Below are 24,472 nucleotides of genomic sequence, written 5' to 3'. Positions count from 1 at the left end.
GTTCCTCGCGCTCACCGCAACCCTGCCTTCGGGGCGGTCGCCAGCCGGGCCACGTCGCGGAGCACCTCGTCCAGGCTGCCCGCGCCGGCCCAGCGCACCACCGGCACGCCGTGCTCGCGGAGCTGGCCGATCATCGTGTCCCGGTCCAGCCGCCACAGCCGGTACGCCACCTCGGCCCAGCCCCGCTCCTTCGGCACCGGCAGTTCGGCCGGCAGCGTGTCCACCGCCACCACGAACCGGCCGCCGCGGGCCAGCCGGGCCAGCATCTGCGCGGACCGCTCGTCGAGCAGCGGGGTGAGCACCACCACGAGCGCGTCCGAGGAGAGCAGTTGCGGGCCGAAGACCTGGTCGTACGGCTCGTGCGGGGACGACTCGGCGTGCACGTCGAGCAGCCACTCCAGCACGGTCAGGTACTGCCGCCGCCCGGTGGCCGGACGCAGCCGGCGCGCGGCCGGGCCGTACTCCAGCATCGACACCCGGTCACCGCGGTGCAGGTAGTGCTCGGCGATAGCGGCGGCGGCCCGAACCGTGGTGTCCAGCACCGACGCCGGGCCGTTCACGCCACCGGAGCGGCCCGCCTCGGCGAGCACGTCCAGCAGCACCACCACCTCGGCGTCCCGGTCCGAGAGCGTCGCCGCCACGTGCAGTTGGCGGGCCCGCAGCGACACCCGCCAGTCGATGCGGCGCAGCCGGTCGCCGGGCGCGAACACGCGTACCCCGGCCAGCTCGCCGCCCTCCCCCGGCCGCCGCGACCGGTGCGCGCCGACCAGCCCGGCGGCCCGGGGCATCGCCTCGACCGCGTCGAACGGCTCGGTACGCGGATAGACCCGGGCCCGGATCGAGTCGGTGATCACCGCGCGGGAGACCAGCAGCCCGTCGGCGACGGCGACCCGCACCCCGGCCGGGCCGATCGGGTGCCGCCCCCACCGCAGCGCCGTGCCGGTCAACTCCAGGTCGACGGCGCTGCCCCGGGGTACGGAGGTGACGAACGGGCGGTCCGCCCCGCCGGAGCGGCTCACGTCCAGCCCGGTGCCGCCGAAGCCGACCTGCTCCACGCGCAGCCAGCGCGACATCCGGGTCCGCACCACCGCCAGGTCGTACCCGACCAGGTCCGGGTTGGCGACGGCGACGGTCGCGGCCAGCGGCGCGCCCTCGACCAGGTGGGTGTCCCCGACGCCCAGCTCCAGTTCCGGCAGGCCCGCGGGGCGGCGGCGCAGCGCGTACGCGGTGCCCAGCGCGAACGGCGTGGCGAGCACCACCAGGTCGATGCGGCCGAGCAGGACCGCCGCGACGAGCAGCACGCCGGTGAGCAGCACGGCCCGGCCGAGCGCCCAGGTGGGCGCCCAGCCGCTCGCCGCCTCGGCCCGATCCATCAGCGCCCGGCGGCGTAGCTGGGCAGCGCGCCGCTGGCCGGGGCGGGCGTGGACTCCAGCACCTCGCCGACCACGAACGCCGGGTCCACCCGGCGCAGCCACATCTCCGGCCGCAGCGTGATCCGGTGCGCCAGCGCGGGCGCCGCCACCGCCTTGACGTCCTCCGGCACCACGTAGTCGCGGTTGGCGAGCACCGCCCGGACCCGGGACAGCAGGAGCAGCGCCAGCGAGCCGCGCGGGGACGCGCCGACGAGCACCGACGGGTGCTCCCGGGTGGCGGCGGTGAGCGCCACGATGTACCGGCCGACCGAGTCCTCGACCACCACGTCCTCCAGCGCTGCCTGCATGGCGCGCAGCGTCGCGGCGTCCACCACCGGCTTGATCTCCGCCTCCTCGCGGCGGCGGGCGATCCGGCGGCGCAGCACGTCCCACTCCTCGTCGTGGCTGGGGTAGCCGAACGACACCCGCAGCAGGAAGCGGTCGAGCTGCGCCTCCGGCAGCGGGTACGTGCCCTCGTACTCGATGGGGTTCGCGGTGGCCAGCACGTGGAACGGCTCGTCCAGGCGGTAGGTCACGCCCTCCACCGAGACCTGCTTCTCCTGCATCGCCTCCAGCAGCGCCGACTGCGTCTTCGGCGGCGTCCGGTTGATCTCGTCGGCGAGCAGCAGGTTGGTGAACACCGGCCCGGCCCGGAAGGCGAAGTCGCCGCTGCTCTGGTCGTAGAGGAACGAGCCGGTCACGTCGGCGGGCAGCAGGTCCGGCGTGAACTGGAGCCGCCGGAAGTCCAGCCCGAGCGCCTGCGCGAAACAGCGCGCGGTGAGCGTCTTGCCCAGGCCGGGCAGGTCCTCCAGCAGCACGTGACCACCGGCGAGGATGCCGGCCAGCACCAGCTCCAGCGCGTCCCGCTTGCCGACCACGACGGTGCCGACCGCCTCCAGGACGGCCCGGGCGAGCCGGCCCACCTCGGCGGGGGCCATGCTCCGGTCCACGTCGTTCATCAGATCTTCTCCAGTTCGGCGACGATCGCCGCGAGGTCGCGCGGCGACGGAGGGCGGCGGGCGGGGGTGGTGAGGAACGTCCACAGAGGCTCGCCGAGCACCGACCGGGCGCGGGCCGGATCGGACTCGCGGGTGACGCCGTGGCGCTGGCGCAGCCGCTCGTCGGCCAGCTCGCCGAGGCGGGGCAGGATGCGTTCGGTGAACCGCTCCCGGTTGTCGGCGGACCAGTCCAGCGGGCGCTCCCAGCCGTTGATCGCGGTGCGCAGCGCGTCCCGGGCGGACCAGTTCCAGGTGCCGGGCTCCTCACCGGCGGGCGTCCGGGCGCCGGCGCGGGGCGGCGGCGGGGGCGACAGCGCGGCGGTGACCCGGCGTACGGCGAGCACGGCGAGCACCCCGGCCACGATGATCCAGATCGGCACCTTCAGGCCGACCGCGCGCAGCCCGACCACTACCACCACCACGACGGCGGCGGTGACCGCGGCGGTACGCAGCAACGCGCGCCCCCGGCCGCCACGGGACGGACGCTCGGCCTCCCCGGCGGGCTCCTCGCCGAACGAGAGCAGGTCGTCGATGCTGGTGCTCACGACGCCTCCCCCGCCAGGCTGGTCAGCTCACCGCGCAGCCGGCGCAGCGCGGCGCGGGCCTGATCCCGGGTGTGCTCGTCGACCGGGTGCGTGGCGTACCGGGCCTCCCGGTAGACGTGCGCGAACCCGTCGAGCACGTCGGCGCTGGCGATCGCCGGGATGCCGGCCTCCGGGTCGCCGCGCAGCAACCGGGCCACCAGGTCGGTCGGGGTGTCGCCGGTGTGCCGGGGCACGCCCGCGTCCTCGGCGGCCTCCTCCAGGCGTACCCAGCAGGCGATGACGGCGGTACGCGGGTCGGTGGAGCGGTCGTCCAGTTCGACGAGCCCGGCGTCGAGCGCGGCCACCACCTCACGCGCGGTCCCCTCGGCGGTACGCCGGGTGCGCCGCACCGGCACCGCGCGAGTCGTCCGCCGCAGCGCGCCCCGGAGCACGTTCCACAGCACGTACCCGATGGCGCCCAGCACCGCCGCGGACAGCAACGCCACGGCGGCGGTGGCCAGCCAGCCGGGCACACCGCCCGACGTGGACTCACCCACGTCGCGGGGTTCCACCGGGTACGACGGCACCGCCTCCGGCGACGGGTAGTCCGGCACGTACGGGATGGTGTCGGCAGCGGGCGGGATCCGGCTGGCCCCGATTGCGGAGTGACCGGCGGCGAACGCGGCGAGCGCGAGCAGCACCGTCACCGCGGCGACCGGCCACCACCTGCGCAGTACGCCGAAATCCATCCCACCGCCTCAGGTGTTCCTCAGTCCACCCCGGCCAGGTCCTTCGCCCGGGTGAACACGTCGTCCAGCATCGCCGGTGTGAGCCGGCCGGTGAACGTGTTCTGCTGGCTGACGTGGTAACAGCCCAGCAGGTCCGGCACGGACTCGCCGGACCAGTGTGCCCCATGACCGAACGCCGGTCGCGGCGTGGGCGGCCGCTGCCCGTACACCTGACGGAGCACCGGCCACCACGCGGCCCACGCGAACGCCCCCAGCGCGACCACGACGCGCACCGTTGGCCGGATCAACTGGACCTCACGGTGCAGCCACGGCGCGCAGGTGTCCCGCTCGGCCGGGGTGGGCTTGTTGTCCGGAGGCGCGCACCGCACAGCCGCGAAGATGCGGGTCTCGCGCAGCGTCAGGCCGTCGTCGGCGGAGACGCTCGTCGGCTGGTTGGCCAGCCCGGCGCGGTGCAGCGCGGCGAACAGCACGTCACCGGACCGGTCCCCGGTGAAGATCCGGCCGGTGCGGTTACCGCCGTGCGCCGCCGGCGCCAGGCCGAGGATGGCGATGCGCGCGTCCTGCGGACCGAGGCCGGGCACCGGCCGTCCCCAGTAGTCCTGGTCGCGGAACGCCGCGCGCTTGACCCGCGCCACCTCCTCCCGCCACGCCACCAGGCGCGGGCAGGCGAAGCAGTCGCTGACCGCGCCGTCGAGGTCGGCCAGGTCGGCCGCCCGCGCGGCGCGGGCGACCACGTCCTGCGGGGTACGCGACTCAGCCAAGCTTCGCCCGGAACAGTTCCAGCGTGCGGGCCCAGGCGGTGGCGGCAGCCCGCTGGTCGAAGTGCTCCGGCCGGTCCTCGTTGAAGAACGCGTGCGCGGTGCCCGGGTAGTCGAACGTCTGGCAGGTGCCACCGGCCGACTCGATGGACCGGCGGACGCTCTGCACCCCGTCGGCGGCGGACAGGCCGTCCGCCTCGGAGCAGTGGATGAGGGCTGCCTTCCCCGCGTAGTCAGCCCAGTCGGCGGCCATGCCCTCCCAGGGCAGGCGCGGGTAGAACCCGGCGGTGGCCACGATGCGCTCGGAGAACGTGCCCGACCACAGGGCCAGGCTGGCGCCCGCGCAGAACCCGGCGCAGCCCACCTTGCCGGCGACCTCGGGCCGGCTTGCCAGGTATTCGGCGGCAGCGGCGATGTCGCTCGCCGCCTCGTCCATCTGGGAGCTGTTGAGCATCAGCCGCGGCTCGGTCGGCTTGACGGCCGGGCCGCCGTGCCGGAAGTCGGGCGCGAGCGCGACGAAGCCGGCCTCCGCGAAGCGGTCGACCACGGCCCGTACGTGGGGTACGAGACCCCACCAGTCCTGGATGACGATGACCGCCGGGCTCGCCGCACCGCCGGAGGGTATCGCGAGATACCCCTCGCTCGTCCCCCCGTTGCCGGTGAAGCTCACCATCTCGCCCATGGGCCTGTCCTCCTTGCGGTCAGTCAACGTTGGCTGGTCGCACAGTTGGCTGTTATGTGCCGGTAGCGTGCCACGCGGTCAGCGGCCCGGGGAAGACAGAACAACAGTGGCATTCACCTCCTGTTGAACCGCCCCACAGGTATAGCGATCGCTAAACTGGTCGCATGGTGCCGGACGCGAGAGGAGGGGAAGGCATGAGCGACTACTCCCGATGGCAGGACATCCGCGTCGACCACGTCGCCCGGGCCGGAGGCGAAGAGGCGGTCGACGCGGGCAAGCAGCAACTCCTCGCCGAGGTCATCGGTCACCGACTCGCGGAAGTGCGCCGAGCGCGGGGGTTGACCCAACAGCAGGTGGCTGACCGCATGGGCGTCACCAAGGGACGGATCTCCCAGATCGAGCAGGGAAAGATCTCCGGTCAGGACGTGGTGGCCCGGTTCGCCGCCGCCCTGGGTGGCCGACTCCATCAGGCGATCTACTTCGACGACGGCGACATCGCCGCCATCGCCTAACAGCGGCTCCGCGCGAGATCTTGGAAGATTGCGGCCCCTATGAGGGCCGTTTCCTTCCAAGATCTCGCGCGGTCGAGCGCGCTCAGGGGGTTGACGTGGGTTCCGGGGAAGCGCTGGTGGTGGGCGCGGTCGGGGTGGCGCTGTCCGTGGGCGCGAATGCGGGCGGGGCGATCGACGGTGAGACCGGCGGGCCGAACGGGGCCCGCTCCGGACAGTACGGGTAGGTGTTACGCATCTCCGGCACCGCGCCCGTGTCGGCCATGCAGCTCGGCCAGCCGAGCGTGATCGGCACGCCGTTCTGGTCGAAGAGCCGCGCGTCGCGGATCAGCCGCCCCTGCTGGTCGTAGACGAAGACGTCCTCGATCCGCTCGTACCGGTGGTCCACCGACGTCTGCTCGTAACTGCCGTAGACGTCGGTGTCGGCGCGCTCGTCCACCTGGGCCAGCACGGCGATGGAGAACAACAGCAGCGCGGCGGTGGCGATCTGGTGCAGTTGTCGCCGCCACCCGGTGATCCCGGCCGAGCGACGACCCCACCACATGGACGCGACGATCGCGCCGATGAGCAGCAGCATCCCCATCGAGCTGTTGCCGTCCAGCCGGGGCACCAGGCCGGACCGGCCGTCCACCATCCAGGCCACGATCAGCGCGGCCAGCCAGCCGCGCACCAGCCACCAGGCCGGGCGCAGCGGACGCAGGAAGTCGCTCACCGTCTCGTGCCCGAGCACCGGGCCGAGTTGGCGGTCCAGCAGGCGGAGCTGCGTGGCCGCCTGCTCCCGCGCCTCGGCCAGCCGGTGGAAGCGCGCCGGTCGCCGCCCCTCCCCGGCGCCGGCGGCGGCGCGCAGCTCGGCCGCGTACGCCTCGGGCGTGCCCAACCGGTCCACGAGCGCGCCCTCGCCCTCGGCGGCCACCTCGGCGAGGTGTTCCGGCAGGTCCTCGGTCAGCTCGTCACGGACCCCGGGCGGCAGGTCGACGAGCGCCGCGCGAACCCGGTCGACGTAGTCCGTGATCTCCTGCCCAGTGACGGTCATGCCGCCATCCCCCGATCGTCGAGCAGTGCGTCCATGGTGGTGGCGAACGAGCGCCAGGTCTTGCCGGAGCGGGTGAGCTGGTCACGCCCGGCGGCGTTGAGCGAGTAGTACTTGCGGTGCGGCCCGGACTCGCTCGGCACCACGTACGTGGTGAGCAGACCGGCCGCGAACAGCCGGCGCAGCGTGCCGTAGACCGAGGCGTCGCCGACCTCGGCGAGACCGGCCTCGCGCAGGCGCCGCAGGATGTCGTAGCCGTACCCGTCCTCGTCCTTGAGCACGGCGAGCACCGCCAGGTCGAGCACGCCCTTGAGGAGCTGCGTGGTATCCACGCTCCGCACACTAGTGCGCAATCCGCACTACCGTCAACGACACAGCACCATGTCGCCCACCGGGGCCGGTGATCAAGGAGTTGGCGTCCTCAGAGGCGCCCGGATCGGACACAAACTCCTTGATCACCGCCGGAAGGGCAACCTTCCGTCGACGGCTCAGACGTAGAGCTTGCGGAGTTCGCGGGCGATGTCCGAGACCTCGGTCAGGGTGCCGCTCGCCACCGACATCACGAGAGCCTCGGCCTGATCAACGTCGACATCCTGGATCGGCACCTCGTTGAGGGCCAGAAACACCCGCCCCGCCGCCCAGGCGAGACGCTTGTTCCCATCAATCAGCGCGTGGTTCATGCAGACCGAGTGCAGCAGCGCGGCGGCCTTGGTCCAGAGATCGGGATAAGCCTCCTGGCCGAACGCCACGGTGGCCGGGCGGACCACCGCCGAAGAGAGCAGACCGAAATCACGGACCTGCGGCGTCCCACCCAACACGATCGAGGCGATCTCCACGAGGTCGTCGACCTCGAGATAGTGGATCACTCCGCCAACCGCCGCAGCAGCTCGGCGTCACGCTCGGCAACCTCCCGCGCGAGATCCCGCACGCGGGCACGATGACTGCGCGCCGAGACGTACTCCTCGACTGCGACAACGATGGTGGCGTTCATCGACCGGTGCTCCTGCTCGGCAAGCTGCTTGAGCCGTTCGTGCAGTCCGTCGGGAAGATTGACAGTGGTGACCATATGGAAATCATACCGGCCGCACGCAGGGGAACCACCTATCTCGAGATCGCCCCCAGGCTCCAGGCGATGCCGTCGAGGATGTCGTGCTCGGAGGCGACCACCGACGGCATCCCGGCCCGCTCCATGATCACTCGCAGCACCAGCGCGCCCGCGCCGATCACGTCGGCCCGCCCCGGGTGCATCACCGGGTACGCCAGCCGCTGCTCACTGCTCTTGCCCAGCAGGTCGGCGGTCACCTCGGCCACCTGCTCGTACGAGACGCGGGCGTGGTGGATGCGGCTCGGGTCGTACTCCTGGAGCCCTTGCGCCAGCGCGACCACGGTGGTGACCGAACCGGCCAGCCCGACCAGCGTGGCGGCCTCGCGGCCGGGCACGGCGGCGAGCGCGCGGTCGACGGCGGCGGCGATGTCGGCCTCGGCGGCGGCGATCTGTGCCGCGGTCGGCGGGTCGCCGTGCAGGTGGCGTTCGGTCATCCGGACGCAGCCGATGTCCACCGAGATCGCGCCTCGGACGCCGTCGGCGCGGGTGCCGACGACGAACTCGGTCGAGCCGCCGCCGATGTCGACCACCAGGTACGGCGGTTCGGCGTCGGCGGGCAGGCCGCGCACCGCGCCGGTGAACGACAGGCGTGCCTCCTCGTCGCCGGTCACGACCTCGGGCGGTACGCCGAGCGTGCGCTCGACCATCGTCCGGAAGTCGGCGGCGTTGGAGGCGTCCCGGGAGGCCGACGTGGCGCACATGCGGACCCGGTCGGCACCGGACTTCTCGATCTCGGCCGCGTAGTCGGCGAGCGCCACCCGGGTCCGCTCGATGGCCTCCGGGGCGAGCATGCCGGTCTGGTCGACGCCCTGCCCCAGGCGGACGATCTCCATCCGCCGGCTGACGTCCACGAGCGGCGCGGCCTCCCCGTCCGACGCCTCGGGCAGGTCGGCGATCAGCAGTCGGATCGAGTTGGTCCCGCAGTCGATGGCTGCCACACGCGCACTCACGGCGCCCACCCTACGGCAGCCCGCCCGGGGCAGCTCAGAGGCGCAACAGCATGCGGGAGTTGCCCAGGGTGTTGGGCTTGACCCGTTCCAGGTCCAGGAACTCCGCGACACCCTCGTCGTACGAGCGCAGGAGCTGCTCGTAGACCGGCTGCGGCACGGGCGCGCCGTCGATCTCGCGGAAGCCGAACGAGCCGAAGAAGCCGGTCTCGAACGTGAGCACGAAGATCCGGGCGATGCCCAGGTCGCGCGCCGAGTCGATCAGCTCACCGACGATCCGGTGCCCGATCCGGTGGCCCCGGCAGGACGGGTCGACCGCCACCGTCCGGATCTCGGCCAGGTCCTCCCACATGACGTGCAGCGCGCCGCACCCGACGACTGTGCCGTCCGGCGTCACCGCGACCCGGAACTCCTGCACGTCCTCGTACAGGGTCACAGTCGCCTTGCTGAGCAGCCGCCGGTCGTCGGTGTAGGTGTCCACCAGCCGCCGGATGCCGCGCACGTCAGCGGTGCGGGCCCGGCGCACAGTGATCTGGTCGGCGCTCATCTCACTCCGCCGGCACGTCCACGCAGGGGCCGGCGGCCCACCACTTCTCCACCAGCGCCAGCGTCTCGTCGCCGAACGGGTTGACCCCCGGCCCGGCCGCGAGCGCGTGCCCCAGGTGCACGTGCAGGCACTTCACCCGCCCCGGCATGCCACCGGCCGAGATGCCGGCGATCTCCGGCACCTCGCCGATCGCCTCCCGGCGGGTCAGGTAGTCCTCGTGCGCCGCCCGGTAGCGCGCGGCCAGCTCCGGATCCTCGGCGAGCCGCTCGGCCATCTCCTTCATCAGCCCGGCCGACTCCAGCCGGCTGCACGCCGCGGTGGCACGCGGGCAGGTCAGGTAGAACAGCGTCGGGAACGGCGTGCCGTCGGCCAGTCGCGGCGTCGTCTCCACCACGTCGGGCAGGCCGCACGGACACCTGTGGGCCACCGCGCGGGTGCCGCGCGGCGGGCGTCCGAGCTGCGCGGCCACCGCGGCCAGGTCGGCCTCGGTGGCCGGCTGGCGTTCCGGCAGGGGTACGGAGTCCGCCGCCGGCTCCGACGGTGGTACGACGCTCAAGATGGTGCCTTTCGTGTGGTGCTCACTTGTCCCCGCGCTCGGCGTTCGCCGCCCGCACGCTCGACCACAGGGTGTCGTACCAGGGCTCCGGCGCGGTCGGCGCCCCCGGCTTCGCGTCCTTGCCGGCGTCCTTGGCCGCGCCCTCCGGGTCGGAGAGCACCACCAGCAGCGTCTCGCCCGGCTTGCCCATGAAGAAGCGCTCCCGGGCCTGCGTCTTGACGTACTCCGGGTCCTTCCACTTGGCCGCCTCGGCGGTGAGCCGCTCGATCTCGTCGCGCTGGGCGGCCTGCGCGGCCTCCATCCGCTCGATGTCGGCCTGCTGGTCCAGGTAGACCCGGACCGGGTAGGTGTACGCCAGGGCGAGCGCGATCAGCACCGCGAACAGCACTGTGGCGCGCCCGGTGATGCGCCGGGGTTGGGGTGCGGTGAGCCGCTTGACCGGAGCACCGGCGGCGGTACGCCGGGCCGCGGCGGGGCGGCTGGCGGAGCGTACGCCGTCGCTGGCCCGGGACGCGCCGGGTGACCGGCCGGCGGCGCGCGTGTCCGCGCGGACGCCGTTGTCGCGAGCCGTGGACCGGACCCGGGCGCCGCCCGTCCGGCCGGGCTGTCCCGGCCGACGGGCGGGCCGCTGGCCACCCGGTGTGCGGCGCTGCTGCATCGTCACACCCCTCCCCCGGAGCGCTCGCTCAGGCCGAACGGTAGCGCGGGAACGCGCCGGCGCCGGCGTACCGCGCCGCGTCGGCCAGCTCCTCCTCGATCCGCAGGAGCTGGTTGTACTTGGCCACCCGGTCCGAGCGGGCCGGGGCGCCGGTCTTGATCTGCCCGCAGCCGGTGGCGACGGCCAGGTCGGCGATGGTGGTGTCCTCGGTCTCGCCGGAGCGGTGGCTCATCATGCACTTGAAGCCGGCCCGGTGGGCCAGGTCGACGGCGTCGAGCGTCTCGGTGAGCGAACCGATCTGGTTGACCTTGACCAGCACCGCGTTGGCGGCCTGCTCCGCGATGCCCCGGGCGATGCGCTGCGGGTTCGTCACGAACAGGTCGTCGCCGACGATCTGGATCCGGTCGCCGAGCGCGGCGGTCAGGGTGGCCCAGCCGCTCCAGTCGTCCTCGGCCAGCGGGTCCTCGATCGACACGATCGGGTAGTCGCCGGCGAGCTTGGTGTAGTAGTTGCTCATCTCCTCGGCGCTCTTCGCGGTGCCCTCGAACGTGTACGTGCCGTTGTCGAAGAACTCGGTGGCGGCCACGTCGAGCGCGAAGACGATGTCGGTGCCGAGCCGGTAACCGGCCTTCTCCACCGCCTCGGCGATCAGGTCCAGCGCGGCGGCGTTGGTGGGCAGGTTCGGGGCGAAACCGCCCTCGTCGCCCAGGCCGGTGGACAGGTCCTTCTTCTTCAGCACCGACTTCAGCGCGTGGTAGACCTCGGCACCCGAGCGCAGCGCGTCCCGGAACGTCGGCGCGCCGATCGGCGCGATCATGAACTCCTGGATGTCGACGTTCGAGTCGGCGTGCGCGCCACCGTTGAGGATGTTCATCATCGGCACCGGGAGCAGGTGCGCGTTCGGTCCGCCCAGGTAGCGGAACAGGCTCAGCTCGGCGCTGCCCGCGGCGGCCTTGGCCACGGCCAGGGAGACGCCGAGGATGGCGTTCGCGCCCAGCTCGCCCTTGTTGTCCGAGCCGTCGATGTCGATCATCTTCTGGTCGATCAGCCGCTGCTCGCTGGCCTCGTAGCCGATGAGCTGGTCGACGATCCGGTCCTCGATGTTGGCGACCGCCTTCTCGACACCCTTGCCCAGGTAGCGGTCCTTGTCACCGTCGCGCAGCTCGACCGCCTCGAAGGCGCCGGTGGAGGCGCCGGACGGCACCGCGGCGCGGGCGATCGTGCCGTCGTCGAGCCCGACCTCGACCTCGACCGTCGGGTTGCCCCGCGAGTCCAGGATCTCCCGGGCGACGATTCCCTCGATGGTTGCCACTGAGTCGCTCCTCGTTTGTGTGGTTCCGGTCCGTATGGGCCGCGACGGTGCGGCTGAGGCAGGTGTTGAACGCAGCGTATCGGTCCCCGCCCCGCCGTACGCCGCTCGGGGCGGCCCCCGAGGCGCTTGCTGAGACGGACATTCCCGGATTACCGGTCGTCAACCGGCAACCGGTTTGCGAGAGGTTGCGTCGATCGACAAGGCTGGGCATCATGCCTGCCGCCTCGACGACTCTCCGCGTGCTCGCCGCCTCGGTCATCGCGTCGCTCTCGGTCACCGGCTGCCAGGCCCTGGACGACGCGGGCGTCGCGCTCGGTCGGGCCGACCTGGTCAACGACCTCGCCGCGCGGATGGACCGGGCGCTGGAGCAGACCTGGGCCGCCGACTACCAGCTCGACGGCGGTCGCACCGCCTCGATCGCGCAGACCAAGAAGCCGCTGCGCTCCACGTACACCTGGCCCGGCGGCAAGATCACGGTGACCCAGGAGTCGGTGACCCGGTGCGCGAGCACCGCCGCCCGCACCTCCTGCACCGTGTCTCCGCCCGTGCTCACCGCCGGAAAGCCCTCGGTGATCGTCTACGACGAGGCACGCAAGCAGGGCCTGGTCACCCCGCCCGCGGTGATCCGGCTGCTCACCGAGGCCGCGCTCGCGCCGGACGCGGTCATCGAGCAGAGCGACACCACGCTGGCCGGGCACCATGCCACCTGCGTGAACGTCACCCACGACGGTGAGCGCTTCAGCACCTGCGTGACGAACGAAGGCGTGCTGGGCAGCTTCTCCGGCACGATCGACGGCAAGCCGGCCGAGGTGACGCTGAGCCGCTACACCGAGAGCGTCGAGGCCGCCGCGTTCGCCGTACCGGCCGGCGCGGGTGTGGTGGACCGCCGCCCCGCCACGTCGTGACCCCGCCCGACGGCGCCGGGTTCCGGCCCGCCGCCGATCACGGGCGGCCGCCGCAGCCGGGCGACCTGGCGCTGCCGGTCGCCGGCCGGAAACTGCTGACCGGCCCGGACGCCGCGCAGCCGCTGCGCATCGGCGCGCTGCCCGGCGACCTCGCCTGGACACCCGTCGGCACGCTCGACGGCACCCCGGCATGGGCGGCCGAGGTCACCGACCCCGAGTCGCTGCCCGGCCGGTGGCGCGGCTGGCGCGGCCTCGCCGCCGAACTGCCCGCACCCCACGCCGACCTGGCCGGACGGGCGCTCGCCGTGGTCACCTGGCGGCGTACGCACAGGTGGTGCGGGGCGTGCCGGGCCGAACTGGCCGACGTGCCGGGCGAGACCGCGCGGCGCTGCCCGGACTGCGGGCTGACCGTGTTCGTGCCGCTGTCCGTGGCGGTACTGACCGCGGTCACCCGCCCCGGCCCGGCCGACGGAGCGGGCGAACTCCTGCTGGTCCGGCACGCGCAAGGGCCGACCGGGTTGTGGGCGCTCGTCGCCGGGTTCGTCGAGGCCGGCGAGTCGCTGGAGGCGGCGGTGCACCGCGAGATCGCCGAGGAGGTCGGCCTGGCCCTGCGCCGCCCCGCGTACGTGGACAGCCAGCCGTGGGCGCTGACCGGACCGGGCACACTGCTCGCCGGGTTCACCGCCGAGGTGACCGACCCGGCCGCACAACCGGTGGCCGACGGCACGGAGCTGACCGAGGCGCGCTGGTTCCCGGTCGACGCGCTGCCCGCCGAGCTGCCGCCCGCGTACTCCCTGTCGCGCTGGCTGATCGACGCGGTCGCCGCCCGCCGGTGAGCCCTCACACCCCCAGCAGGGTGCGCAGGTGGCGCGGCGGCGGGCAGTCGTACGCCAGCATGGCGTCGTGCCAGTCGCGCACCGGCACGCCGTCCGGACGGGCGGCGGCGATGTCGGCCATCTCGCTGTAGCCGACGAAGTACGTCGACAGCTGCGTGGAGGTGAGCAGCGCCCGCCGCCACTTGCCGGCCGCCTCCCCCTCCTCCTGGAAGCCGCGCCCGGTCATCAGCGCCATCGCCTCGGACTCGGGCAGATCGTCGCAGTGCACTAGCTGGTCGAGCAGCGCGTTGATGGTCATCCGCAACTGCATCTTGAGCTGCTGCAACCGCACCGGCAGCCCGCCGAAGCCGAGCCCGGCCATCAGCTCCTCGGTGTAGACCGCCCAGCCCTCGATGAACACGCCCGACTCGGTGAGCGCGCGTACCCGCGTCGGCCCGTCGTAGCGGCGGGCGTGGGCGAGTTGGAGGAAGTGGCCGGGCATCGCCTCGTGCACGGTCAGGTTGCGGATCATGTGGTCGTTGTATTCCCGGTAGAACGACTCGACCCGCTGCGCCGGCCAGTCCGCCGGGGTGGGCGCGATGCAGTAGAACGTCGGCACGTCGGCCGTCTCCAGCGGCCCCGGCGAATCGCAGTAGGCGACCGCCACACCCCGCGCGAACTCCGGCATCTCCTGGATGACACACGGGTCACCGACCATGCTGACCAGGTCGTGGTGGCGCACGAAGTCACTCGCCTCGTCCAGCGTCACCGAGGCGAGGTCGACGATGGCGGCGTCGTCCGGGTGCTCGGCGGCCAGCAGGTCCAGCGCCCGGCGTACCGTCTCGTCGTCGGCCGGGCCACCGACCAGCTCGACGGCCGCCGCGCGGATCTCCTCGGTGACCCGTTCCAGGTTGGCCCAGGCGCGGCGCTGCACCTCGGCGGCGCTTAGCTCGGTGTCGAGCGTGTGCCACAGCCGCGCCTCCCAGCGCCGCCGGCCCAGCCGCGGGTCACGCCCCGGGCCCGCGTCGGCCGCCAGACCCTGCCGCAGCCACGCCACGAACTCCTCCAGCGCGGCGATCGCCTCCGTGGCCGCCGGGCCGACCCGGTCACGCAGCGCCGGCGCCTGGGCGAGCAACGCCGGCACCTCGTCGCGGATCAGCGCCGCCGTGCCGGTGAACTGCCCGACCGCCGTCTCCGCGTGGATGCGCGGCATGTCCCGCAGCGTCGCGCGCGCCGTCGCAAGCGCATCCGGTACGGCCGACAGGCGCCCGGCGAGGCTGGTCAGGCGCTCCTCGGCCGGGGCGAAGGGACGGGCCAGCAGGGCGTGCAGCAGCGGCCCCGGATTGTGGCGCAGCGGATCCCACTCGTGGGCGCGAATCTCGGTGGCCTCGAACAGCCCTCTGTCGATCATGCTGGTGAGCAGCGCGTGGTCGACGCTCTCCGCCACGTCGAGCGCGTCCGGGTCGATCTCGGCGAGCGCGTCCGCCGCGTCCTTCAGCATCGCCTGATCGGCGGCGAGCGCGTCCGCGGACAGATCGGGCAGCCGGTCGTCGTAGCGGTGGTCCCCGGCGGAGGTGGCCAGCCCGGGCCGGCTCTCCAGCAACGCCTCCACGATCCGCTCCGCCAGCGGTACGAACGACTCCATACCCGGCACCCTACCGATCACCCCCGACCCCTTCCGCGACCCAGCTCCCGCCCGCCGGGCCACCCTCCGCGTTGATCAAGGAGTTCGCGCCCGCCGCGACCCCAAACTCCTTGATCACCGACACGGCCCGCCGGGTGGCTGGGCAGATCTTGGTACGGAACGGCCCCTATGAGGGCCCTTTCGTACCAAGATCTACCGCCGATCCCGAGATGCGGTCTACGAGTCTCGGGAAGCGAGAGGGCTCAACTCGGGCCGGCAGCGCGCTGGGTCCCGACCGGGCGGACAAGGGCCCTCCGCGATCTTGCACTTCCTGCCCGGACGGAAGGGACATTTGCGATGCCCAGGGGGCCGCAAGTGCAAGATCGCGGGGGCTGGAGGGCGGGAGGGGTGCGCGGGGTCAGGTGGGGCGTTCGGCGGCTCGGACCGCCTCGGCGTACGCCAAGGTGGCACGACGCAGGGCGGCCTCCGGGTCGATGCCGGCCTGCCGGGCGGCGGCGACAGTTGCCAGCAGGCTCGCCCCCAGCCGCGCTTCCGGGTCCACCTGCGACTCGGCCAGCGGGGGCGGTACGGCCAGGCCGACCCGGCCGGCGCGGTCCAGGATCTTCGCGGCCAGCGCGAGCGCGGGCTGGCTCAGCGCGATGCCGTCCAGCACCGATTCGCGGGTCTTCTCGGCCCGCTTGATCCGTTCCCAGTTCGCCTCGATCTCCTCGATCGAGCCGGCCGGCTCGCCGGAGAACACGTGCGGGTTGCGCCGCACCATCTTGTCGACGAGCGTTCCGGCCACGTCGTCGACGGTCCAGCTCTTGCCGTCCGGTAGGTCCTCGGCCAGCCGGGCGTGCAGCAGCACCTGGAGCAACACGTCGCCCAGTTCCTCGCGGAGCGCGTCGGTGTCGTCGGCGCTGATCGCGTCGTACGCCTCGTAGCACTCCTCCAGCAGGAACCCGGCCAGGCTGCGGTGGGTCTGCGCCCGCTTCCACGGGTCTCCGCCCGGGGAGGCCAGCCGGTCCATCACCTCGACCGCGTCGAGCAGCCGGGCGCCGGGTGGGTCCCACGAGCCGTACATCAGTTCCAGCTCGGCCAGCCCGGGCTCGCGGGCCAGCCGCAGCCCCAGCTCACGGGCCAGCGTCTCGTCGCCGGCCGGGCCGGCCAGCCACACCGCCCCGCCGTGCGTGGCGGCGGCGTCGAGCAGCGCCTGGGTCGCGCCCTCGGTCACCACGCTCACCTCGGCGCCGGCCGTCCGGACCGCCCGGGTCAGCTCGCTCTCCGCACCGGCGAGGACCGGCGCGGAGCGTACGGCGTCCCAGGCGGCCGAGGTCAGCAGGCCGGCGGGCAGCCGGGGTGAGGTGACGAGCAGGACGATGCGGGCGGTCATGCGGTTCCGGGAGCCGGCGAACCACCGGCCGGTGCCTCCGGCGTCGAGATGTCGGTGACCGGGCCGTCCTGGCTGACGTAGGGCAGCGAGTAGAAGACGAGCGACTGGCCGGTGTTGACGAGCGACGGCACGGCGCTCACGCCGAACCGGGGGTTGACGCTGACGTCCACCTTCTCGGCCTGCTGCTGCAGCGCGTTGCTGAGCGCGGTGGCGCTGCGCACGAACCCGGCCTCGCCGAACGCCTGCCGGACCTGGTCGACGGTCAGGCCCGGCTGGATCGCCCCGGTCTTCTCGATGGCGCGGTAGACGGCCATCAGGGACTCGTCGCTGAGGTCGGCCGGGGGCAGGCTCTGCTGGAGGGTGGCGGAGAGGTCCACCCACTCGCCCCACAGCTTCGTGTACTCGGTGGTCGCCGGCATCCGCAGCGGCTGCTGAAGCTGCTCCGGGGACACCTCGTCGGTGACCTGGAGGCCCTTCTCGGCCGCGACGCGCTTGCCGAGGTCGAGCGCGACGAGCAGGTTCAGCACGTCCTGCCGGGTCACCGGGGACCGCAGCTCCTCCGGCGAGGGCGTCTGCGGCGCCTGGTTCCGGACGGCGTCCGCGTACTGCCGCTGCGCGTCGTCGTAGATCGCATCGACCCGCTCGACGGAGTAACGGGTGTCTCCGACGTAGGCGGCGACGTCCGGGGCGGACCGGCCACAGGCGGCGAGAGAGAGCGCGGCAAGGGCCGCGACGCTGACGGCGACGAGGGAACGACGTGCACGCATGTGGCTCACTCTCTCACGCCCCGTACCGGCCTGTGACTCCACCCACCTCATCGCGCACCCGCCGGGACCGCACGAGCCAGCTCCTCGGGCTTGCCCAGGACATCCGCCAGGAGCTGCTCGCACCACTCCAGCAACGCCTGGTCGCGCAGCGGCTCGCCGCCGATCCGCCGGGTGCTGGGCCGGGGCACGCTGACCTGGTCGAGCGCCTGCTTGTAGACCGAGTCCGGGTGGTAGCGCTTGAGCCGCATCTGCTTCGAGTCGGGCAGCGGCAGCGGGCCGAACCGGATGTGCTTGCCCTGCATCGACACGTCGGTGAGCCCGTAGCGGCGGGCCAGCAGCCGGAACCGTGCCACCGCGACCAGGTTCTGCACCGGCGCGGGCGGCTCGCCGTACCTGTCGGTCATCTCGGCGACCACCTCGCGCAGCCGCTCGGCGTCGCGGGCCTCGGCGAGCTTGCGGTACATCTCCAGGCGCAGCCGCTCCACTCCGACGTAGTCGTGCGGCAGGTGCGCGTCGATCGGCAGGTCGACCTTGACCTCCGTCTCCTCCTCGGTGCTCTCGCCCTTGAACGCGGACACCGCCTCGCCGACCATCCGGACGTACAGGTCGAAGCCGACGCCCTCGATGTGGCCGGACTGCTCGCCGCCGAGCAAATTGCCGGCGCCGCGGATCTCCAGGTCCTTCATCGCCACGTACATGCCCGCGCCGAGTTCGGTGTGCTGGGCGATGGTGGCCAGCCGCTCGTGCGCGTTCTCGGTGAGCGGCTTCTCCGGCGGGTAGAGGAAGTACGCGTACGCCCGCTCGCGGCCCCGGCCGACCCGGCCGCGGATCTGGTGCAGCTGGGCCAGGCCGAGCAGGTCGGCCCGCTCCACGATGAGCGTGTTGGCGTTCGGGATGTCGATGCCGGACTCGACGATGGTGGTGCAGACCAGGACGTCGAACTCCTTCTCCCAGAAGCCGACCATCACCTTCTCCAGCGCCTCCTCGCCCATCTGGCCGTGCGCCACCGCGACCCGGGCCTCCGGCACCAGCTCCCGCAACTTGCGGGCCGTCTTCTCGATCGACTCGACCCGGTTGTGCAGGTAGAAGACCTGACCGTCGCGGAGCAGCTCGCGGTGGATGGAGGCGGCCACCTGCCGGTCGTCGTACGCGCCGACGAACGTGAGCACCGGGTGCCGCTCCTCCGGCGGGGTGGCGATGGTGGACATCTCCCGGATGCCGGTGATCGCCATCTCCAGCGTGCGCGGGATCGGGGTGGCCGACATGGCGAGCACGTCGACCGAGGCGCGCAGCGTCTTCAGGTGCTCCTTGTGCTCGACGCCGAACCGCTGCTCCTCGTCGATGATCACAAGGCCCAACTGCTTGAACCGGGTGGACGCCTGGAGCAGCCGGTGGGTGCCGATGACGATGTCGACGGTGCCGGCGGCGACCATCTCCAGCGTCTGCTCGGTCTCCTTCGGCGTCTGGAACCGGGACAGCTGCCGGATCGAGACGGGGAACTGGCTCATCCGCTCGGCGAACGTATTGTAGTGCTGCTGCACCAGCAGCGTGGTCGGCACCAGCACCGCCACCTGCTTGCCGTCCTGCACCGCCTTGAACGCCGCCCGTACCGCGATCTCGGTCTTGCCGTAGCCGACGTCGCCGCAGATCAGCCGGTCCATCGGGACGGTTTGTTCCATGTCCCGCTTGACCTCCTCGATGGCGGCCAGCTGGTCCGGCGTCTCCTGCCAGGGGAAGGCGTCCTCCAGCTCCCGCTGCCACGGGGTGTCGGGGGCGAAGTTGTGCCCCTTGGACGCCTTGCGCGCGGCGTAGAGCTGGATGAGCTGCGCGGCGATCTCGCGGACCGCCTTGCGCGCCCGCGCCTTGGACTTCTGCCAGTCCGAGCCGCCCATCTTGTGCAGCGTGGGCTGCTCGCCGCCGACGTAGCGGGAGAGCTGATCGAGCTGGTCGGTCGGGACGAAGAGGCGGTCGCCGGGCTGGCCGCGCTTGCTCGGCGCGTACTCGATGACCAGGTATTCGCGGCTGGCGCCGTTGACCGTGCGCTGCACCAGCTCGACGTACCGGCCGATGCCGTGCTGCTCGTGCACCACGAAGTCGCCGGCCTTCAGCTCCAGCGGGTCGATGGTGTTGCGCCGCCGGCTGGGCATCTTGCGCATGTCGCGGGTGGAGGTGCCCCGGCCGCCGGTGACGTCGTTGCCGGTGAGCAGCACGAACTTCGACGCCTCGTCGACGAAGCCGGCGGTCAGGCAGCCGCACGACACGAGCAGCTCGCCCGGTGCGGGCGCGGTGGGCACCTCCTCGGTGAGCCGGGCGCCGAGACCGGCGTCACGGAGCACCTCGACGGCCCGCTGGGCGGGGCCGTGCCCCTCGAAGACCAGCGCGATCGACCAGCCCTCGCCGGCCCAGCGCTTCAGGTCCTCGACCACCCGGGCCGTCTCGCCGTGGTAGAGCGGGGCCGGCTGGGCGGCCAGGCTCACCGCGATGGCGTCGTCGGGGGTGACGTCGACCTCGGCCGGCGCGTCCTCCCAGGGCTGCCGGGCCGGTGCCGCGTCCGCCTCCACCAGGCCGAACGGCGCGAGCGTCCACCAGGGCTGGCGCAGGGCGCGGGCTGCCGTGCGTACCTCGGCCAGGGTCTTGAAGGCGGCGGCGCCGAGGTCGACCGGGGCCTGGCCGCCGACGGCGGCTGCGGCCCAGCTGGCCTGGAGGAACTCCTCCGAGGTACGCACCAGGTCGTGCGCGCGGGTGCGGATGCGCTCGGGGTCGCAGAGGAGTACGTGGGTGCCGGCCGGCATGCAGTCGACGAGCAGTTCCAGCGCGTCGGCGCCGATCAGCACCGGCGCGAGGGACTCCATGCCCTCCACCGGGATGCCCTCGGCGAGCTTGTCCAGGATCTCGGCCAGCTCGGGGTGCTCGGCGGCGAGCGCGGCGGCCCGCTCCCGCACGTCCGGGGTGAGCAGCAGCTCGCGGCACGGCGGCGCCCACATCTGCGCGACGCCCTCGATGGTGCGCTGGTCGGCGACCGCGAACGTGCGGATCTCCTCCACCTCGTCGCCCCAGAACTCGACCCGGGACGGGTGCTCGTCGGTGGGCGGGAAGACGTCCAGGATGCCGCCGCGTACCGCGAACTCGCCGCGCTTGGTGACCAGGTCGACCCGGGCGTACGCCATGTCGGTGAGCCGGCGGGCGACCTCTTCCAGGTCGGCCTCGTCACCGGCGGCGAGCTGGACGGGTTCCAGGTCGCCGAGGCCCTTGAGCTGCGGCTGGAGCAATGACCGGACCGGCGCGACGACGACCCGCAGCGGCCCGGTGCGGCCGTGCGCGTCGGCGGCCTCCGGGTGGGCGAGGCGGCGCAGCACGGCGAGGCGCCGCCCGACCGTGTCGGAGCGGGGCGACAGGCGCTCGTGCGGCAGCGTCTCCCAGGACGGGAAGACCGCCACCTGCTCCGGCGGCAGCAGGCTGCCCAGCGCGGAGGCCAGGTCGTCGGCCTCCCGGGTGGTGGCGGTGACGGCGAGCACGGGACGGCCCGCGCCGCCGGCCGGCTCGTCGGAGGCGACCGCTGCCACCGCGAACGGGCGCAGCGCGGCGGGGGCGGTGAGGTCGAGCCCGTCGACCTGCGCGGCACCGGAGCGCGCCAGGTCACGCGCCCGGGCCAGCCCCGGGTCGGCCAGGGCGGCGGAGAAGAGTCCGGTGAGCATCAGTGATCACTTCCAGCGGATCGACACACGACGACGACCCCGCGTCCAGCCGGACGGGGGGTGCACCGTTCGAGCCTATCCCCCTCCACCGACGATCCGGGCCCGCCCGATCTTCGATCTTGACCGGCCGTGACCGGGCGTGGTGCGGTGGGCGGATGGTCGAGTATCGGGCGGTCTTCGACGCCCAGGTGGATTTCGCAAACGGTGGTGGCCTGCGCACGGACGGGTTCCGGTTGGACGTGCCGCACCCGGACGTCACCGACGACGAGGTGGCCGCGCTTCTGGTCCGGCACCTCGGGCTGCTCATGGTCGGCGAGGTGCGGATCACCAACCGGACCGTGGTCGAGGAGCCGCACAAGGGCGGACGGGGCCTCGATGTGCCGGCCTCGGGTGGGCGGAAGCTCGTCGAACTGAGTCACGTGATCGCCGAAGGGCTGGTCACGCTGCCCGGCTGGCCCGGCCCGGCGATCAGCGACTGGCTGACCCGGGAGGAGTCCCGGAATCGGTACGCGCCGGGCGTCGAGTTCCACGTCGCCCGGATCGACATGATCGCCAACACCGGCACGTACGTGGACACGCCGTCGCACCGCTTCGCCGACGGCCCGGACCTGACCGGGGTGCCGCTGGACCGCCTCGCCGACCTGCCCGGCCTGGTGGTGCGGGTGCCCGCCGGTACCCGGGCGGTGGACCGGCTGATGCTCGCCCCGTACGACGTGGCCGGGTGCGCGGTGCTGCTGCACACCGGCTGGGACGCGCACTTCGGCACCGACAGGTACGCCGCGCCGGAGGCGCCCTTCCTGACCGGTGACGGCGCGCAGTGGCTGGCCGAGGCGGGCGCGGCGCTGGTCGGCATCGACTCGATCAACATCGACGACATGACTCCGGCGGCGGAGGGCCGGCGCCCGGCGCACACCGGTCTGCTGGCCGCCGGGGTGCCGATCGTGGAGCACCTGACCGGCCTGGACGCGCTGCCGCCGACCGGCTTCCGGTTCACCGCCGCCCCGCCACGGGTCGCCGGCATGGGCACGTTCCCGGTGCGGGCCTTCGCCGTCGTCAACGCCTGACCCACGCCGCCGCCCGCCGCCAACCGCCGCCCGCCAAGCGCCGGGTGGAACGCCATGGGTGTCAAAAGGGCGCTGAGACACCCATAACGTTCCACTGACCGCCACTTCGAGGCGTGAGTGGAACGGCGTGGGTGTCAAACGGCGACGTAGACACCCATGCCGTTCCACCGAGCAGGCGGGCGGCGAGGTCAGTAGCGGACCGCGATGCGGCGCTCCACCGCGTCCACGCGGATCTCGCCGCCGTACGGGATGATCAGCTGCGGGTCGGTGTGGCCCAGGTCGACGTCGAAGACCACCACCGGGTCGCCCGCGTAGGGGGCAAGAGCCGACAGGATCGCCGCCCGCTGGTCGGCGGCCCAGGCCAGCCGCTCCGCGACCGTGTGGGGCCGGTCGAAGTCCCACGCCTTGGGCCGGCCCACCACAATCGCCGGGAAGCCGGCGAGCAACCCGCGCTCGCCCAGGTTCCGCACGATCCGGAAGACCTCCTGCGCGGACGGCATCTCCTCCGAGGTCTCCAGCACCAGCACCGAGCCGGCCAGGTCGGCCGCGCGCGGAACGCGGTCGGTCGCCATCAGCCAGTGCAGGATCTCCAGATTGCCGCCCCACGTGCGGCCCTGCACCACCTCGGCCGGGCCGTGCCAGCGCCAGCCCTCGGACGGGTACATCGGCGGCTCCTCGGCCAGCGTGGCCGGGTCGCGCCAGTCGCACGGCTCGTCGCCCCACTCGGGGGCGGCGGTCAGCTCGTACCAGCCGGAGGTGAACAGCGCGGCGCGCAGCGAGTCGAACGTCAGCGGGTGCGGCTTGCCGGAGCGCCCGAGGTGCACCAGCACGGACCCGCCGTGGTAGCCGACGAGATCCAGCCGGTAGAGGTGGTTGAGCACGTTGGTGTTGTCCGAGTAGCCGAAGTACGGCTTCGGGTTGGCCCACAGCTCCTCGTCGTTCAGGTACGGGGTGACAGTGATCAGGTCGTCCCCGCCGACGGTGGCCAGCACGGCGGTGATCGTCGGGTCGGTGAACGCGGCCATCAGGTCACGTGCCCGGTCGCGCGGGTCGGCGCCCATGACGCGGGTGGTCGGGTACTCCACCGGTTCCAGCCCCAGCTCGTCGCGGAGCCGGCGCAGCCCCAGCTCGTACACGTGGGGGAAGAGACCCGGCAGGCCGGCGGAGGGTGAGACGACCGCGACGCGGTCGCCCGGCTTCGGTTTGGGGGGATAGACGGGTGCCTGCATGGCCCGACGCTATCGGCCCGGACCAGCGGTTTTCGCCCTGACGAAACCGCCTCAGCCAGGCAAATGCCGCCAATAGGCTGAGCGCGTGGACGACGCGCCGGAACTGCGTACCCGGGACTGGCTGCCGCGCACGGCGGCGCTGATCCTCGGCACCCTGGCGCTGGCCAGCGCGTTCATCGCCGCCTACGTCGGCGCGCTGCACAAGCCCGACCCGCGCGACATCCCGGTCGCCGTCGTCACCAGCGACCAGCAGGCCCAGGCCGTGATGTCCGCCGTCCGCGCCCGCACCGACACGATCAAACCCGTCGGGTACGACAGCCGCGGCGCCGCCCAGGACGGCCTCACCGACAGATCGGTGTACGCGGTGCTCAGCTCCGCCCCGGACGGCGGCCTGACGCTCGCCACCGCCAGCGCCGGAGCGCCCGCCGCCACCGAACTCGTCACCGACGTGTTCACCGAGGCGGCCCGGCAGGCCGGGGTGCCGCTTCAGGTCACCGACGACGTGCCGGTCTCCGCCGACGACCCGCGCGGCCTGGTCCCGTTCTACCTGGCCGTCGGCGTGGTGCTCGGCGGCTACCTGGCGTCCACGGCGCTCGGCATCTCACTCGGCACCAGCCCCCGCGACCTGCGCCGGGCCGGGCTGCGGATCGCCACGCTCGCGGTGCACGCGATCCTGCTCGGCGTCATCGGGGCGATCCTGGTCGGACCGGTGCTCGGCGTGTTCGCCGGTCACGTGGCGGCGGTGGCGGTGGTCGGCGCGCTCGCCGCTTTCGCGGCCGGGATGGTCGCCGCCGCCGTCCAGGGCTGGCTCGGACTGCTCGGCACCGGCATCGTGATCCTGCTGCTCGTGGTGCTCGGCAACCCCGGGTCCGGCGGCATCTACGCGCCCGAGTTCCTGCCGCCGCTCCTGCGCGGCATGCACCGCTGGAACGTTCCAGGCCTCGCCACCGACCTGTTCAAATCGGCCATCTACTTCGGCTGGCGCGGCGGCGGCTGGGCGCTGACCGGCCTGCTGATCTGGGTCGTCGCCGGCCTGGCCGGGCTGCTCACCGCGACCATGTTCCGCGCCCGACAGCGCCCGGCGCCGGGCCGGCACGCCGTCGACCGGGGCTGACCGGCGGGCCGTCCCAGAGTGCAGATCATCACGCGGTCCCCCTCCTGTCCCCCGGGGGTACGCGGATACGATCCAGGGG

The 24,472-nt window shown here is 73.1% G+C and carries 25 protein-coding genes; 5 read left to right on the top strand and 20 right to left on the bottom strand.

Annotated features, from left to right (window positions below):
* Nucleotides 1-11: 11 nt before the first annotated feature.
* Genes PVK74_RS25790 through PVK74_RS25765 form a run of 6 tightly spaced genes read right to left on the bottom strand, consistent with a single transcriptional unit; the run spans nucleotide 12 to nucleotide 5,123 of the window.
* Entirely contained in the window at nucleotides 12-1,373 is a 1,362-nt protein-coding gene (locus PVK74_RS25790; protein WP_274477416.1) for a DUF58 domain-containing protein, read from the bottom strand.
* Nucleotides 1,373-2,371 (bottom strand): AAA family ATPase, encoded by a 999-nt coding sequence (locus tag PVK74_RS25785; protein ID WP_043326556.1) that lies wholly within the window; start codon nucleotides 2,369-2,371, stop codon nucleotides 1,373-1,375. Before PVK74_RS25785 ends, PVK74_RS25790 begins: the two co-directional genes overlap by 1 nt.
* Entirely contained in the window at nucleotides 2,371-2,955 is a 585-nt protein-coding gene (locus PVK74_RS25780) for a hypothetical protein (protein ID WP_210870315.1), read from the bottom strand. Before PVK74_RS25780 ends, PVK74_RS25785 begins: the two co-directional genes overlap by 1 nt.
* Nucleotides 2,952-3,683, bottom strand: a complete 732-nt coding sequence (locus PVK74_RS25775) for a DUF4129 domain-containing protein (protein ID WP_174534686.1) — start codon at nucleotides 3,681-3,683, stop codon at nucleotides 2,952-2,954. Before PVK74_RS25775 ends, PVK74_RS25780 begins: the two co-directional genes overlap by 4 nt.
* 20 nt (nucleotides 3,684-3,703) lie before the next feature.
* Complete coding sequence (locus PVK74_RS25770; protein ID WP_187694622.1) at nucleotides 3,704-4,417, bottom strand: uracil-DNA glycosylase; 714 nt, start codon at nucleotides 4,415-4,417, stop codon at nucleotides 3,704-3,706.
* Between the two features lie 19 nt (nucleotides 4,418-4,436).
* The gene (locus tag PVK74_RS25765; RefSeq protein ID WP_166457232.1) at nucleotides 4,437-5,123 is read right to left on the bottom strand and encodes a dienelactone hydrolase family protein; all 687 of its coding nucleotides are present in this window, start codon (nucleotides 5,121-5,123) and stop codon (nucleotides 4,437-4,439) included.
* Nucleotides 5,124-5,317: 194 nt separating this feature from the next.
* Between PVK74_RS25765 and PVK74_RS25760 the strand changes: the two genes are divergently transcribed.
* Nucleotides 5,318-5,635, top strand: a complete 318-nt coding sequence (locus PVK74_RS25760) for a helix-turn-helix domain-containing protein (protein ID WP_073824954.1) — start codon at nucleotides 5,318-5,320, stop codon at nucleotides 5,633-5,635.
* Nucleotides 5,636-5,717: 82 nt separating this feature from the next.
* On the opposite strand, the gene PVK74_RS25755 is transcribed toward PVK74_RS25760, so the two are convergent.
* The 9 genes from PVK74_RS25755 to eno form a co-directional block, all read right to left on the bottom strand.
* Nucleotides 5,718-6,665: an HAAS signaling domain-containing protein gene (locus PVK74_RS25755; RefSeq protein WP_194798554.1), complete on the bottom strand. Its 948-nt coding sequence runs from the start codon at nucleotides 6,663-6,665 to the stop codon at nucleotides 5,718-5,720.
* The gene (locus tag PVK74_RS25750) at nucleotides 6,662-6,994 is read right to left on the bottom strand and encodes a PadR family transcriptional regulator (RefSeq protein ID WP_026268078.1); all 333 of its coding nucleotides are present in this window, start codon (nucleotides 6,992-6,994) and stop codon (nucleotides 6,662-6,664) included. The genes PVK74_RS25755 and PVK74_RS25750 overlap by 4 nt, the downstream gene beginning before the upstream one ends.
* A 156-nt stretch (nucleotides 6,995-7,150) precedes the next feature.
* A complete protein-coding gene (locus PVK74_RS25745) occupies nucleotides 7,151-7,528 on the bottom strand; it encodes a type II toxin-antitoxin system death-on-curing family toxin (protein ID WP_116504050.1) in 378 nt (125 codons plus the stop codon).
* Complete coding sequence (locus tag PVK74_RS25740) at nucleotides 7,525-7,728, bottom strand: ribbon-helix-helix domain-containing protein (RefSeq protein WP_073824963.1); 204 nt, start codon at nucleotides 7,726-7,728, stop codon at nucleotides 7,525-7,527. The genes PVK74_RS25745 and PVK74_RS25740 overlap by 4 nt, the downstream gene beginning before the upstream one ends.
* Nucleotides 7,729-7,763: 35 nt before the next feature.
* Nucleotides 7,764-8,705, bottom strand: a complete 942-nt coding sequence (locus PVK74_RS25735) for a Ppx/GppA phosphatase family protein (protein WP_274479321.1) — start codon at nucleotides 8,703-8,705, stop codon at nucleotides 7,764-7,766.
* Nucleotides 8,706-8,751: 46 nt separating this feature from the next.
* Entirely contained in the window at nucleotides 8,752-9,261 is a 510-nt protein-coding gene (locus PVK74_RS25730; RefSeq protein ID WP_030501300.1) for an amino-acid N-acetyltransferase, read from the bottom strand.
* Nucleotide 9,262: 1 nt separating this feature from the next.
* Nucleotides 9,263-9,817, bottom strand: a complete 555-nt coding sequence (locus tag PVK74_RS25725; protein ID WP_274477415.1) for a DUF501 domain-containing protein — start codon at nucleotides 9,815-9,817, stop codon at nucleotides 9,263-9,265.
* Nucleotides 9,818-9,839: 22 nt separating this feature from the next.
* Entirely contained in the window at nucleotides 9,840-10,475 is a 636-nt protein-coding gene (locus PVK74_RS25720) for an FtsB family cell division protein (RefSeq protein WP_174534683.1), read from the bottom strand.
* A 28-nt stretch (nucleotides 10,476-10,503) separates the two neighbouring features.
* Nucleotides 10,504-11,787, bottom strand: coding sequence for a phosphopyruvate hydratase (gene eno / locus PVK74_RS25715; protein ID WP_069087417.1), 1,284 nt, complete (start codon nucleotides 11,785-11,787; stop codon nucleotides 10,504-10,506).
* A gap of 212 nt (nucleotides 11,788-11,999) precedes the next feature.
* Between eno and PVK74_RS25710 the strand changes: the two genes are divergently transcribed.
* Both PVK74_RS25710 and PVK74_RS25705 read left to right on the top strand, forming a co-directional pair.
* A complete protein-coding gene (locus PVK74_RS25710; protein ID WP_043326578.1) occupies nucleotides 12,000-12,692 on the top strand; it encodes a hypothetical protein in 693 nt (230 codons plus the stop codon).
* The gene (locus tag PVK74_RS25705; protein WP_274477414.1) at nucleotides 12,689-13,528 is read left to right on the top strand and encodes an NAD(+) diphosphatase; all 840 of its coding nucleotides are present in this window, start codon (nucleotides 12,689-12,691) and stop codon (nucleotides 13,526-13,528) included. Before PVK74_RS25710 ends, PVK74_RS25705 begins: the two co-directional genes overlap by 4 nt.
* A gap of 4 nt (nucleotides 13,529-13,532) precedes the next feature.
* On the opposite strand, the gene PVK74_RS25700 is transcribed toward PVK74_RS25705, so the two are convergent.
* The 4 genes from PVK74_RS25700 to mfd form a co-directional block, all read right to left on the bottom strand.
* On the bottom strand, nucleotides 13,533-15,152 hold the full coding sequence (locus PVK74_RS25700) for a DUF885 domain-containing protein (RefSeq protein ID WP_274477413.1): 1,620 nt from the start codon (nucleotides 15,150-15,152) through the stop codon (nucleotides 13,533-13,535).
* Nucleotides 15,153-15,549: 397 nt separating this feature from the next.
* Nucleotides 15,550-16,524 (bottom strand): nucleoside triphosphate pyrophosphohydrolase, encoded by a 975-nt coding sequence (locus tag PVK74_RS25695; protein WP_043326583.1) that lies wholly within the window; start codon nucleotides 16,522-16,524, stop codon nucleotides 15,550-15,552.
* Nucleotides 16,521-17,291: a SurA N-terminal domain-containing protein gene (locus PVK74_RS25690; RefSeq protein WP_166457228.1), complete on the bottom strand. Its 771-nt coding sequence runs from the start codon at nucleotides 17,289-17,291 to the stop codon at nucleotides 16,521-16,523. The genes PVK74_RS25695 and PVK74_RS25690 overlap by 4 nt, the downstream gene beginning before the upstream one ends.
* Before the next feature lie 47 nt (nucleotides 17,292-17,338).
* Nucleotides 17,339-20,986, bottom strand: coding sequence for a transcription-repair coupling factor (gene mfd, locus PVK74_RS25685; protein ID WP_209960033.1), 3,648 nt, complete (start codon nucleotides 20,984-20,986; stop codon nucleotides 17,339-17,341).
* 155 nt (nucleotides 20,987-21,141) lie between these two features.
* Between mfd and PVK74_RS25680 the strand changes: the two genes are divergently transcribed.
* Complete coding sequence (locus tag PVK74_RS25680; protein WP_274477412.1) at nucleotides 21,142-22,050, top strand: cyclase family protein; 909 nt, start codon at nucleotides 21,142-21,144, stop codon at nucleotides 22,048-22,050.
* 188 nt (nucleotides 22,051-22,238) lie between these two features.
* Here PVK74_RS25680 and PVK74_RS25675 read toward each other — a convergent pair whose 3' ends face one another.
* Nucleotides 22,239-23,279, bottom strand: coding sequence for a S66 family peptidase (locus PVK74_RS25675; RefSeq protein ID WP_043326591.1), 1,041 nt, complete (start codon nucleotides 23,277-23,279; stop codon nucleotides 22,239-22,241).
* Nucleotides 23,280-23,364: 85 nt separating this feature from the next.
* On the opposite strand from PVK74_RS25675, the gene PVK74_RS25670 reads away from it, so the two are divergent.
* Complete coding sequence (locus tag PVK74_RS25670; protein WP_274477411.1) at nucleotides 23,365-24,393, top strand: ABC-2 transporter permease; 1,029 nt, start codon at nucleotides 23,365-23,367, stop codon at nucleotides 24,391-24,393.
* Nucleotides 24,394-24,472: the final 79 nt, after the last annotated feature.

Source organism: Micromonospora chalcea (genome assembly GCF_028768405.1).
In the GTDB taxonomy this organism is placed as follows: domain Bacteria; phylum Actinomycetota; class Actinomycetes; order Mycobacteriales; family Micromonosporaceae; genus Micromonospora; species Micromonospora chalcea.
The sequence above is the reverse complement of the archived record's forward strand: the minus strand, read 5'-3'. Positions and strand labels throughout refer to the sequence as shown.